General features: G+C 76.0%; 9 protein-coding genes and 1 pseudogene. 6 read left to right on the top strand and 4 right to left on the bottom strand.

The genetic code is table 11. From position 1 onward, the window contains the following. Positions 1-101: 101 nt before the first annotated feature. The 3 genes from ACFV7Q_RS35995 to ACFV7Q_RS35985 are packed head-to-tail and all read right to left on the bottom strand — an operon-like array spanning position 102 to position 2730. On the bottom strand, positions 102-344 hold the full coding sequence (locus ACFV7Q_RS35995; protein WP_385435141.1) for a hypothetical protein: 243 nt from the start codon (positions 342-344) through the stop codon (positions 102-104). Between the two features lie 20 nt (positions 345-364). Beyond that, positions 365-2434 (bottom strand): 4-alpha-glucanotransferase, encoded by a 2070-nt coding sequence (locus ACFV7Q_RS35990; protein WP_385435140.1) that lies wholly within the window; start codon positions 2432-2434, stop codon positions 365-367. Positions 2435-2469: 35 nt separating this feature from the next. Next, positions 2470-2730: a hypothetical protein gene (locus ACFV7Q_RS35985; RefSeq protein ID WP_385435139.1), complete on the bottom strand. Its 261-nt coding sequence runs from the start codon at positions 2728-2730 to the stop codon at positions 2470-2472. Between the two features lie 213 nt (positions 2731-2943). Between ACFV7Q_RS35985 and ACFV7Q_RS35980 the strand changes: the two genes are divergently transcribed. Next, complete coding sequence (locus ACFV7Q_RS35980; protein WP_385435138.1) at positions 2944-5973, top strand: beta-N-acetylglucosaminidase domain-containing protein; 3030 nt, start codon at positions 2944-2946, stop codon at positions 5971-5973. Between the two features lie 82 nt (positions 5974-6055). Next, positions 6056-6862, top strand: a complete 807-nt coding sequence (locus ACFV7Q_RS35975; protein ID WP_385435137.1) for an alpha/beta fold hydrolase — start codon at positions 6056-6058, stop codon at positions 6860-6862. Between the two features lie 179 nt (positions 6863-7041). On the opposite strand, the gene ACFV7Q_RS35970 is transcribed toward ACFV7Q_RS35975, so the two are convergent. Next, positions 7042-7578, bottom strand: coding sequence for an HNH endonuclease (locus ACFV7Q_RS35970; RefSeq protein WP_366479938.1), 537 nt, complete (start codon positions 7576-7578; stop codon positions 7042-7044). Between the two features lie 261 nt (positions 7579-7839). On the opposite strand from ACFV7Q_RS35970, the gene ACFV7Q_RS35965 reads away from it, so the two are divergent. From ACFV7Q_RS35965 to ACFV7Q_RS35950, 4 genes and pseudogenes are all read left to right on the top strand, one after another. Beyond that, entirely contained in the window at positions 7840-8928 is a 1089-nt protein-coding gene (locus ACFV7Q_RS35965; RefSeq protein ID WP_385435136.1) for a mechanosensitive ion channel family protein, read from the top strand. Between the two features lie 298 nt (positions 8929-9226). Continuing rightward, the gene (locus tag ACFV7Q_RS35960) at positions 9227-10429 is read left to right on the top strand and encodes an ROK family transcriptional regulator (protein ID WP_385435135.1); all 1203 of its coding nucleotides are present in this window, start codon (positions 9227-9229) and stop codon (positions 10427-10429) included. An 84-nt stretch (positions 10430-10513) separates the two neighbouring features. Continuing rightward, on the top strand, positions 10514-11800 hold the full coding sequence (locus ACFV7Q_RS35955) for a 6-phospho-beta-glucosidase (protein WP_385435142.1): 1287 nt from the start codon (positions 10514-10516) through the stop codon (positions 11798-11800). Further along, positions 11797-11990, top strand: a pseudogene (locus ACFV7Q_RS35950) (ATPase); the annotation flags it as partial. The gene ACFV7Q_RS35955 and the pseudogene ACFV7Q_RS35950, both read left to right, overlap by 4 nt.

Raw genomic sequence — 11990 nt, 5'->3', positions numbered from 1 at the left:
CGCCCCCGCGCGCCCCCCACTCTACTACAACACCCCGCCCCCCCCGCCCGCGCTCGTTTTCTAGGGCTCCGCCCCGCGCACGTGCGGGAGCCCGCCACCGCTCAGGCCTGCTTCTTCTGCGGCCGGTCGGACTTGTCGAGGACCATCACGAGACCCGCGATGACCAGGAACAGCACGATCGGCAGGAACACGAACATGCCGAGGGTCGCGGCAGTGCTCATGCTCTGGCCCGGGTCGTCGCCGTCGTCGCGGGTGAGCGCGAGCGCGGGAGACGTCATCAGCAGCAGCATCAGCGCCGATCCGGCCGTGACGGCACCGGCGCGCAGGGCGTTCTTGTTGTCCACGGTGCAAACGTAGCGAACACCTAAACGAGGCGCGCGCCCGGGGGTGCCGTACGGGCGCGCGCGCCCTCCCGCACCGCGCTCAGCAGGGCGTTCGCGCGGGGCGAGGCGGCCAGTTCCTCCAGTGTCAGCGGCCGCCCCGCGGCGTCGGCGAGCGGCAGCCGCCAGTTGGGGTACTGGTCCCAGGTCCCCGGCAGGTTCTGCGGCCGCCGGTCGCCGACCGCGTCCGGCAGCCATACCCCGACCAGCCGCGCCGGGGTGCGCAGCAAGAACCCGTACAGGGCCGCGACGGCGGCCTCCTCCCCCTTCGTGTCGAGGCCGAGCCCCGCGAGCGCGTCCAGCCAGCGGGCGGTGTCGGCGGCGTCCTCGGCACGTTCCTCCTCGACCGGGCGGGTCAGCAGACCGAGCCGGTCGCGCAGTTCGACGTGGCTGCCCGCCAGCTTGGCCGCGGAGGGCGGCAGATCGTGGGTGGTGGCGGTGGCCAGGCAGTCGGCCCGCCAGGCTCCGGGCGGCAGCGGCTCCCCGCCGCCCTCCCAGTCCCGTTCGAACCACAGCACGGAGGTGCCCAGCACCCCTCGCCGCGCCAGCTCCCGGCGCACCCCCGGCTCGACCGTCCCGAGGTCCTCGCCGATGACCAGGGCGCCCGCCCGGTGCGCCTCCAGCACGAGGAGGGCCAGCATCGCCTCCCCGTTGTAGGAGACGTACGCGCCCTCGGCGGGCGGGACGCCACCCGGGATCCACCACAGCCGGAACAGCCCCATCACGTGGTCGATGCGGAGCGCCCCCGCGTGGCGGAACACCCCGCGCAGCAGCTGGCGGAACGGCGCGTAGCGGGTCGTCTCCAGCCGGTCGGGCCGCCACGGCGGCAGGCCCCAGTCCTGGCCGCGCGCGTTGAAGGCGTCGGGCGGCGCGCCGACACTGGCGGTGGTGGCGTACAGGGGCCGACCGAAGACGTCCGAGCCGTTCGGGTGCACCCCGACGGGCAGGTCGTGCACGATCCCGACCGCCATGCCGGACTCGCGGGCGGCCTCCTGGGCGGCGGCGAGCTGGGCGTCCGTCAGCCACACCAGCCAGCGGTGGAAATCGGCGCGCTCCTGCGGGGCCTCGCCGTCGTGCCCGGCGCACCAGGTCGCGTGGACGTCCAGGGCCGGACCCTGTCGGGCGCAGAACGCGCGGTAGGCGGCATCCCGTTCGGGGGTGCGCGGGACGGCGTACAGCAGCTCCAGGGCGGCCCGCTTGAGCTGCCAGACGGCGTCCCGGTCGATCAGGGCCCCCTTCTCCAGCACCTCGCGGCGCAGCGCGGCGCCGCGGGAGGCGAGCGCGGCGAGGGCCTCGCGGTCGGGGCAGTCGGCCCACTCGGGGACGTCCTCGATCCGCAGGTGCACGGGGTCGGGGAAGCGGCGCGAGGACGGCCGGTACGGGGACGGGTCGGTCGGCGTCCCGGGCACGGCCGCGTGCAGCGGGTTGACCTGGATGAACCCGACCCCGTGCGTACGGCCGGCCCAGCGGGCCAGGTCCGCCAGGTCGCCCAGGTCGCCCATGCCCCAGGAGCGCTCCGAGAGCAGGGAGTACAGCTGGACGAGCAGCCCGTGGGTCCGCTCCGGCGCGGCCGGGGCCCGCTCCGGGGCGACGATCAGGGTGGCGGTGCCGGTGCGGCCGTCGGGGGTCTCGGCGTGGAGCCGGTGCACGCCGAGCGGGGGGACCGCCCCGGAGCCGGGCCGCCACTCGGCCGCGGCACCCGACGCCCCGCCCGCGCCGTGCTCACCGTCCTCGGCGGCCCCGCCGCCGCCCTCCCACCCCTGCTCCTGCTCCAGCTCTAGCCGGAACCGCGTGCCCGCCGGTAGGGCGGCCGGCTCGGCGGGCGGCGGGGATCCGGCCCACCACACCAGCACGCGCGGCAGCAGCCTCCCCGCCGCCGCCCGTTCCGCCTCGGCGAGTTCGGCCCGGACGTCCTCCGGGGTGTCGGTGCACACCCCCAGCATGCCGAGCAGAGCGGCGACCGTGGCCTCCGGGACCCGGACGGTGACGCCCTCGGCGGGCTGGTAGGTGGTGGCGACGCCGTGCAGCGCCGCGAGCCGGGCGAGGTCGTCCATGTGTGTCCCTGGGTCGGTGTGGAGGGTCCGGCGGGCTAGTCGCCGGCGGCGGCTGCCGCGGCGGGTGTGGTCGGCTCGCTCGTCAGGGGTGCCTCGTCGGCGAGCGGGGGCTCGCTGGTCAGCGGGACGTGCGCGGCGCCGGCGAGCGGGGGCTCACTGGTGAGGGGTCCCTCGGCGGGCCCTGCCTGGACCGGCAGGTGGGCCAGGAGCGGGACCGGGCGCCGTGCTGCTGCGCCGGCCCGTCCGGTGCGGGCGGCGACGGTTGCGGGAGCGGGCGGAATGGCGGCGGTGTCCACGGGGCAGGCCTTCCTTCGTCCGTACGGGCGGTGACTACGGGTCAGCAACAGGGAACAACGCCGTTCAACACCGCAGCCATACCCAGCGCACGGCCGGGCATTCCTGGCGGTTCCGGGTCAGAACACCCGCCCGCATTGACACTCCGCCCGCACGGGTGGTGGGCTCGGGCTCGTTCGTACGAGCGGGGGACGCAGGCGGGACGAGGAGGCTTCGTGCAGCTCAGGGGCAGGAAGCGGACCACAGCGGCGGCCATCGCCGTCATCGGGGCGCTGGTGGGCGGTGCAGTGGTCGCCGGACCGCTGGGCTCCCTCATCGCGTCCAGCGCACCGGACGCGGCCGGCGGACCCGGGCCGGGCGTCGGCACCGGCGGCGGCGCGGCCGCCGCCCCGGGAGGCGCGCCCTCCGGCGCGGCCGCCGGCCCGCTGCTCGACCCCGGCGCGCCCGTCCAGCGCACCGCCGCCGAAGGACCGGCCGTGTGGCCGCGACCGCAGTCGATGGCCGCCGACCCGGCGCGGGAGGTGCCGCTGGACGGCCAGGCCGTCCTGGTCGCGGCGCCCGACGCCGACCCGTACGCGGTCGACGTGGTCCGCACCGCCCTGCGCGAGGCGGGCGTACGCATCCTGCACGAGCCGGGTCCCGGGGCACCGCTACCCGAACGGGGCACCGTCGTACGGCTGGACGGCCCCGGAGCCGAGGAGGCGCTGCGGGCGCTGGGCGCCGCCGAGGCCGGGGACCTGCCCCGCGGCGGCTACCGGCTGGCCGTGGGCAAGGCCGCGGGCCGGGACACCGTCGCGCTGGCCGGCGTCGGTGAGGACGGCCTGTTCCACGCGGCGCAGACGCTGCGCCAGCTGCTGGCGGCGGGCGGTGCGAAGGTGCCCGGCGTGCGCGTGCGGGACTGGCCGGCCGCGCCGGTCCGCGGGATCACCGAGGGGTTCTACGGGCAGCCGTGGACGCAGGAGCAGCGGCTCGCGCAGCTGGACTTCATGGGCCGCACCAAGCAGAACCGGCTGCTGCTCGCGCCCGGTGACGACCCGTACCGCACCACGGAGTGGCGCGCGGAGTACCCGCGGGCGCAGCAGGAGGAGTTCCGGGAGCTGGCCGAGCGGGCCCGCGTCAACCGGGTCGTACTGGCCTGGGCGGTGTCGCCCGGGCAGTCGATGTGCCTGGCCTCGGCCGCGGACCGGGCAGCGCTGGCGCGGAAGCTGGACGCCATGTGGGAGCTGGGCTTCCGCGCGTTCCAGGTGCAGTTCCAGGACGTCAGCTACTCGGAGTGGGGCTGCCGGGCGGACCGGGTCCGGTACGGGACGGGCCCGGCGGCTGCCGCGAAGGCCCACGCGGAGGTCGCGGGCGAGCTCGCCGCGCACCTCGCCGCACGGCATCCGGGCGCCGCCCCGCTGTCGCTGCTGCCGACGGAGTACCACCAGAACGGCGCGACGAAGTACCGCACCGCCCTGGCCGACCGGCTCGACGAGCGGGTGGAGGTGGCCTGGACGGGCGTGGGCGTGGTGCCGCGCACGATCACCGGCAAGGAACTGGCCGGGGCGCGCAGCGCCTTCGGACAGCACCCGCTGATCACCATGGACAACTACCCGGTCAACGACTGGGACCCGGGCCGGATCTTCCTCGGCCCGTACACGGGACGCGAGCCGGCGGTCGCGGGCGGCTCGGCGGGAATCCTGGCCAACGCGATGCAGCAGGCCTCGCTGTCGCGGATCCCGCTGTTCACGGCCGCGGACTTCGCCTGGAACCCCGGCGGGTACCGGGCCGGGGACTCCTGGGCGGCGGCCGTCGCCGAACTGGCCGGCCCGGACCCGCGCGCCCGCAAGGCCCTGGCCGCACTGGCCGGCAACACGGCCTCCTCGGCGCTGGCCCTGCCCGAGTCGGCGTACCTGCGCCCGTTGGTGGACGAGTTCTGGCAGGCCCGCGGCTCGGGCGACGCCGCGGCCGGGGAGCGGCTGCGGGCGGCGTTCACCGCCATGCGGGAGGCACCCGACCGGCTGCCCGGCCTGTCCGGCGAGGCGGGGCCGTGGCTGGCGCGGCTGTCGGCGTACGGCACGGCGGGCGAGCTGGCGGTGGACCTGCTGCGGGCCCAGTCGCGCGGCGACGGGGCGGCGGCCTGGCGGACCTCGCAGGCGCTGGGGGAGGCCCGCCGGAAGCTGGCCGAGCCGGATGCGGCGGGGCGCGTCGACAAGTCCGTGCTGGACGCCTTCCTGGCGAAGGCGGTGGCGGAGGCGGACGCCTGGACGGGGGCGGCCCGGCAGACGGGCACCGTGTCGCGGGAGCCGGGCGCGTGGACGGTCCGGTTGGACGCGGCGCGGCCGGTGTCGGCGGTGACGGTCATGACGAACCCGCTGCCGGAGGGCACGCGGGGCGCGGCCGTGGAGGTGCACGTGCCGGGCGGGGGCTGGCGCAAGGTCGCCCAGGCGGCGGCGTCGGGTTGGACCCAGGCGGACGTCGGCGGGGTCGTCGCGGACGCGGTCCGGCTGTCGTGGGCCGGGGAGGACCCGGTGGTGCACCGGGTCGTGCCGTGGCTGGCGGACGGGCCGGAGGCGACGTTCGAGCTGCCGGAGTCGGTGGACGTGGAGATCGGCGGGGCCGCGAAGACGGTCACCGCGGAGGTATCGGCACTGCGGCCCGGCGAGGTGCGGGGGCCTCTGACGGCGACGGCGCCACAGGGCGTCGCCGTGAAGCTGCCGGCCGAGGTGAAGGCCCCGCGCGGCACCCGGGTCCAAGTGCCGGTGTCGGTGACGGTTCCGGCGGGCACGGCCGCGGGCGGCTACCGGGTGCCGGTGGCGTTCGCCGGGCAGACCCGGGTGCTGACGGTCCGCGCCGTCCCGAAGACGGGCGGCCCCGACCTGTTCCGCTCGGCGCGCGCCTCGTCGTCGGGGGACGAGACCCCGGCGTTCCCCGCCTCCGCCGCGGTGGACGGGAACGCCGCGACGCGGTGGTCCTCCCCGGCGGCGGACGGCGTGTGGTGGCAGGCGGAGCTCGCGGCCCCGGCCCGGATCGGGCTGCTGGTGCTGCACTGGCAGGACGCGTACCCGTCGGCGTACCGCGTGGAGACCTCGCAGGACGGGTCGTCCTGGCGGCGCGCGGCGACGGTGACCGGATCCCGGGGCGGGCTGGAATCCGTCCGCCTGGACCCGGCGGACGCCCGGTTCGTCCGGGTCACCTGCGAGAAGCGTGCGACGAAGTACGGCTGCAGCCTGTTCTCGGCGGAGGCCTACGCCGTGGTCCCCTGACGGGATGCCGCGGCCGGATCAGGAGGTTTCCGGCCGGAACCGGTCTGGTACGGGCGCCGGCCGGCGGGCCAGACTGGGGATCATGGCAACCATGGTGTCCGTCGGCAACGGCGAGGTCTGGGCGGAGGATTCGGGCGGGGGCGCGGAAGGGGAGGCCGGCGGTCTGCCGCTGGTCCTGCTGCATCCCGGGGTCGCCGACTCGACGGTCTGGGACCCGGTGCTCCCGGCGCTCACCGCGCGGCACCGGGTGATCCGCTACGACGCCCGCGGCTTCGGCCGCTCACCCGTGCCGACCGCCCCCTACTCCCAGGTGGAGGACCTGACCGCGGTCCTCGACCACTTCGGGCTGGCCCGCGCGGTGCTGGTCGGCTCCAGCATGGGCGGCGCCACCTCGATCGGGCTGGCCCTGGCCGCCCCGGACCGGGTGGCGGGACTCGCCCTGTTCGTGCCCGGGGTCACCGGCTACGGGGGGCTGATGGCGCCGGGGTTCTTCGAGCAGGTCGGCAAGCTGGCGGCCGCCGGTGACACGGAGGGCATCGTCCGGCTCGGCCTCGGCCTGTGGGGACTGGCCGGCGGCGGCACGCCCGAGGCGGATCCCGTCGCTGCCGACTGGCTGAGGGGGGTGCTGCCCGCCTGGTTCGCCAGTGCCGGGCTGCAGCGGGAGGACGCCCCCGCCTTCGACCGCCTCGGGGAGATCACCGCTCCGGTGCTGCTGGCACTGGGCGAGCTGGACCGGGTCGAGGTCGTGCGCTGCAACGAGGAGATGGCGGCCCGGATCCCCGGCTGCCGCCTGGTCCGGCTGGCCGGCTCCGACCACTATCCGACGCTGCGCGAGCCGGAGGCCGTCGCCCGCCTGATCGGTGAGCTCCACGCCGAAGCGTCCGGCTGACGGGCCCAACCGCCTGCCCCGCCGCCGGCTGCCCTGCCGTCGTTGCCCTGCCGTCGCTGCCCTGCCGCCGACTGTCCTGCGCACGGCCCTGGCCGCAGCCGCGGCGGTGCCGCGCGAGCCACCGCACGCGCAGGGCCCCGGCGGCCGGCCGGGGCCCTGCGCGTGCCGGAGCCGCCGCGCTAGGAGGCGGCGGCTCCGATCCGGTCCAGGGCGTCGTCCGCACCGTACGGCTGGAGGTACGGCATCCAGCGCGGATCCCGGTGCCCGGTCCCGATGATCCGCCATGCGAGCCCCGACGGCGGGGCCGGCTGGTGGCGCAGCCGCCAGCCCAGGTCGACCAGGTGGCGGTCGGCCTTGACGTGGTTGCACCGCCGGCACGCGGCGACCACGTTGTCCCACACGTGCTGCCCGCCTCGGCTGCGCGGGATGACGTGGTCGACGCTCGTGGCGACGCCGCCGCAGTACATGCAGCGGCCACCGTCACGGGCGAACAGCGCGCGGCGGGTGAGTGGAACGGGCCCCCGGTAGGGGACCCGCACGAAGCGCTTGAGCCGTACCACGCTGGGAGCGGGGACGGCCCGGGTCGCACTGTGCAGGAAGGCGCCGGATTCCTCCAGGGAGACTGCCTTGTTCTCCAGGACGAGGACGAGCGCGCGGCGGAGCGGTACGACGCCGAGCGGCTCGTACGACGCGTTGAGGACCAGGACGTGCGGCACGGACTGCCTCCTTGTACGCCGGCGGCGCGTGGCTCGCGCCGGGACGATCTGCTCTCCAGTCTCTCCTTACGGCTGGTCGAAGCGCCACCACGCGGCCGTAACGGGTCGGAGGTGTTTTCAACCACACTTCCTTCATCCCCAGGTGAGCCTGGTCTCTCCCTCGAACAACGCAACGGGGTCACGGGAATGCCCCGTTAGTGTGGATGGCCTGTCCGGCACACCCCTTTCACGGGCAGACCGCTACACCTGGAGGTTCCCGCCGTGCCCTGGCCCGCCGCCCTTTTGCCCCTGGCAGCCGACACACCGGACCCTGCCGCATCGGTGAAGGAGGCCCACGAGAGCGTCACGAACGCCGCCAGTTTCATCGAGGAGAACTGGGCCGGATGGCTGTACCTGGGCCTGAAGATCCTCCTGATCCTGGTGATCGCGGCCGCGCTCCGCTCGCTGGTCCGCAAGTCGCTGACCAAGCTGATAACCCGGATGAACCGGGGCGCCGAGGCGGTCGAGGGCATGGCGCTCGGCGGGCTGCTCGTCAATGCGGAACGCCGGCGGCAGCGCTCCGAGGCGATCGGCTCGGTGCTGCGTTCGGTGGCGTCGTTCCTGATCCTGGGCACGGCGAGCCTGATGGTGCTCGGCGCCCTGGGCATCAACCTGGGCCCGCTCCTCGCGAGCGCGGGTGTGGCCGGTGTGGCGATCGGTTTCGGCGCCCGGAACCTGGTGACGGACTTCCTGTCCGGCGTGTTCATGATCCTGGAGGACCAGTACGGCGTCGGCGACAAGATCGACGCGGGGGTGGCCTCGGGCGAGGTCGTCGAGGTCGGTCTGCGCGTGACGAAGCTGCGCGGCGACAACGGTGAGATCTGGTACGTCCGCAACGGCGAGATCAAGCGGATCGGCAACCTCAGCCAGGGCTGGGCGACGGCCGGCGTGGACATCCAGGTCAAGCCCACGGAGAGCCTCCCCCGGGTCCGCGAGGTGGTCGGGAGCGTCGCCGACGCCATGGCCAAGGAGACCCCGTGGGACGAGCGGCTGTGGGGTCCGGTCGAGGTGCTGGGCCTGGAGGAGGTGCTGCTCGCCTCCATGACGGTGCGGGTGTCGGCGAAGACCATGCCGGGCCAGCAGTTCGCCGTCGAGCGCGAACTGCGCTGGCGGATCAAGGAGGCCTTCGACGAGGCGGGCATCGGCATCATCGGCGGTCTGCCGCCCGCGGACGAGGAGGAGGCCCCGGCGGACCCGTCGGCGTCCGTGGCCCCGCCGTCCGCCCTCGCCAACCCGGCGTCCCCGCAGGCCCAGGCCACGGCCCCGATCCCGGCGCCGGCCGCCTCCGGCTCCCCCCGGATCACGAAGTAGCCGCCGCGAGGCGCTCCGGAAGACTGCCCCCGCAGGCCACCGCCTGCGGGGGCAGTGCCGTTGACAGGCCCAGAAAACCGATAGGAAACTTAACTGACGGTTCTCGGGACGAGAGCGAGCGCCCATGAGCGGCACGACCTCCCGCACGCCCTCCAGCCGGTCCACCGGCCAGTCCTCCCAACCCGGCCACGGCCCCGCGGGCCCAGGCCCAGACCCAAGCCCAGGCCCAGGCCAGGGTTCCGGCCCCGGCTCCCGGCCGTCGCCGCCCGCCCCGGGAACGCCCGGCATCCTGCGCGCCATGAACGACCGCGCCGCACTCGACCTGCTGCTGGCCCAGGGCCCCCTGTCCCGCACCCGGCTCGGCCACCTCACCGGACTCTCCAAGCCCACGGCCTCTCACCTACTGGCCCGCCTGGAGGCCGCCGGGCTGGTCGTGGGGAGCGGCACCACCGCCGGCCGCCCCGGCCCCGGCGCCAAGCTGTACGCGGTCAATCCGCACGCCGCCCGCGTCGCCGGAGCGGACGTCACCCCGGGCCGGATCTCCGTGGCCGTCGCCGACCTCACCGGCCGGGTGATCGGCAGCCACGACCTCCGCTACCCCGAGGGCGCCGCGGCCGCCGGCCTGCTCACCCGCGCCCTGGACGAGGCCGTGGCGGCTGCCGGGCTGCACCGCTCCGACGTCCACCGCACGGTCGTGGCCACCCCGGGATCCTTCGACCCGGGCACGGGAGTCCTGCGCTACGCCGACCACCTCCCGCGGGGTTGGCATTCCCCCACCCTCCGGGAGGAGCTGGCGGCGGCCCTGCCGATGCCGGTCGCGTACGAGAACGACGTCGATCTCGCCGCGGTCGCCGAGCAGCGGCTGGGCGCGGCCCGCGGCCACGGGGACTTCGTCCTGCTGTGGAACGAGGAGGGCCTCGGCGCCGCCCTGGTGCTCGGCGGCCGGCTGCACCGCGGCTCCACCGGCGGCGCGGGAGAGGTCGGGTTCCTGCCCGTGCCGGGGCACCCCCTGGTCCGGCAGGTCACGCGGGTCGGCTCCGGCGGCTACCAGGCGCTGGCCGGGGCGCAGGCGGTGCCGGAACTGGCCGCCGAGCTGGGCATCGCCCTGCCGCCCGGTGCCCCGGGGCATTCAGCCGGGTCCGGGGCGCCGATCGGGCCCGGGGAGCCGGTCGGGCTGGCCGTTGCCCTGCTCCGGCAGGCCGCGGCGCGTCCCGACGGCGCGCGGCTCCGGCTGCTCCGGCGGTACGCCACCGCACTGGCGACCGGTCTCGCGTCCCTGGTGGCGGTGCTGGACCCGGAGGTCGTGGTCCTCTCCGGCGCGGTGCACGACGCCGGCGGGGACGTCCTGCGCGAGCTGGTCGCCGTGGAACTCGCCGACCTCGCCCCCTCCCGGCCCCGCCTGGTGTCCGGGACCGTACGCGACCGGCCCGTGCTGCGCGGCGCGCTGGAGAGCGCCCTCGCCGCCACCCGCGACGAGGTCTTCGACACCTCCCGCCGTTGACCCCGTATCCCCCGCCCGCAAGGCATCGTCGAAGGCGTCACCCCGACCCGACCCGACCCGACTGAAAGGCCGGCGACCGTGAGCATGAAACTGGCAGTGGTGGGCGGAGGCTCCACCTACACCCCCGAGCTGATCGACGGCTTCGCGCGGCTGCGCGACACCCTGCCGGTCGGCGAGCTCGTGCTGATCGACCCCGCCGCTGAGCGCCTCGGGCTCATCGGCGCGCTGGCCCGCCGGATCTTCGCCCGGCAGGGCCACCCGGCCACGGTGACCACCACCGGCAGCCTCGCCGCGGGTGTCGAAGGCGCCGACGCGGTACTGCTGCAGCTGCGCGTCGGCGGGCAGACGGCCCGGCTGGGCGACGAGACCTGGCCGCTGGAGTGCGGCTGCCTCGGGCAGGAGACCACCGGCGCCGGCGGGCTCGCCAAGGCGCTGCGCACGGTCCCGGTGGTCCTGGACATCGCCGAGCAGGTCCGGCGGACCAACCCCGACGCCTGGATCATCGACTTCACCAACCCCGTCGGGATCGTCACCCGGGCCCTGCTGCGGGCCGGGCACAAGGCGGTCGGGCTGTGCAACGTGGCCATCGGGCTCCAGCGGAGGTTCGCGGCCCTGCTGGGCCTGGCACCCGCCGACCTCCACCTGGACCACGTCGGCCTCAACCACCTCACCTGGGAGCTGGGGGTGCGGCGCGGCGGTCCGGCCGGGGAGGACCTGTTGCCGGGGCTGCTCGCCGCCCACGGGGAGGCCGTCGCCGCCGAGCTGCGGCTACCGCACTCCGTGCTGGACCGGCTCGGCGTGGTGCCCTCGTACTACCTGCGGTACTTCTACGCGCACGACGAGGTGGTGCGCGAGCTCGGCGCGAAGCCGTCGCGGGCCGCCGAGGTGGCCGCCATGGAGCGGGAGCTGCTCGCCCTGTACGCCGACCCGGCGCTGGACGAGAAGCCGGCCCTGCTGGCCCGGCGGGGCGGGGCCTTCTACTCGGAGGCGGCCGTGGGCCTGGCGGCGGCCCTGCTCGGCAACGGGGCCGGCCGCGACGGCACGGGAGCGGGCTCCGTGCAGGTGGTGAACACGCTCAACAACGGGACGCTGCCGTTCCTGCCGGACGACGCGGTCGTCGAGGTGCAGGCCCGGATCGACCGGGCCGGGCCGGTGCCGCTGGCCGTGCCCCGGCTGGACCCGCTGTTCGCCGGGCTGATCGGGCACGTGACGGCGTACGAGGACCTGGCGCTGGACGCGGCCCTGCGCGGCGGCCGGGAGAGGGTGTTCCGGGCCCTGCTCGCGCACCCGCTGGTCGGCCAGTTCGACCGGGCCGAGGGGCTGACGGACCGGCTCCTCGCGCACAACAAGGAGTACCTGCCGTGGGCGTGAGCCGGCCGCCCGCCGGGGTGCGGGCGGCGGTACTCGCCATCGACGCGGGCAACAGCAAGACGGACGCGGCCCTGGTCGGCGCGGACGGCAGCGTCCTGGGCACCGGGCGTGCCGGCGGCTTCCAGCCGCAGCTGACCGGGACCGGCGCGGCCGTGGACGTGCTGGAGCGGGCCGTCGCGCAGGCCGCCCG

It is taken from the genome of Streptomyces sp. NPDC059851 (assembly GCF_042732005.1).
Taxonomy (GTDB): domain Bacteria; phylum Actinomycetota; class Actinomycetes; order Streptomycetales; family Streptomycetaceae; genus Streptomyces.
Note: the sequence above shows the minus strand (reverse complement) of the source record. Positions and strands in the feature narration are given on the sequence as shown.

Coding starts and splice junctions, on each gene's coding strand:
- ACFV7Q_RS35990 (WP_385435140.1), bottom strand. CDS start 2,434: ATGGACGACCTCGCCCGGCTCGCGGCGCTGCACGGCGTCGCCACCACC.
- ACFV7Q_RS35975 (WP_385435137.1), top strand. CDS start 6,056: ATGGCAACCATGGTGTCCGTCGGCAACGGCGAGGTCTGGGCGGAGGAT.
- ACFV7Q_RS35960 (WP_385435135.1), top strand. CDS start 9,227: ATGAACGACCGCGCCGCACTCGACCTGCTGCTGGCCCAGGGCCCCCTG.
- ACFV7Q_RS35955 (WP_385435142.1), top strand. CDS start 10,514: ATGAAACTGGCAGTGGTGGGCGGAGGCTCCACCTACACCCCCGAGCTG.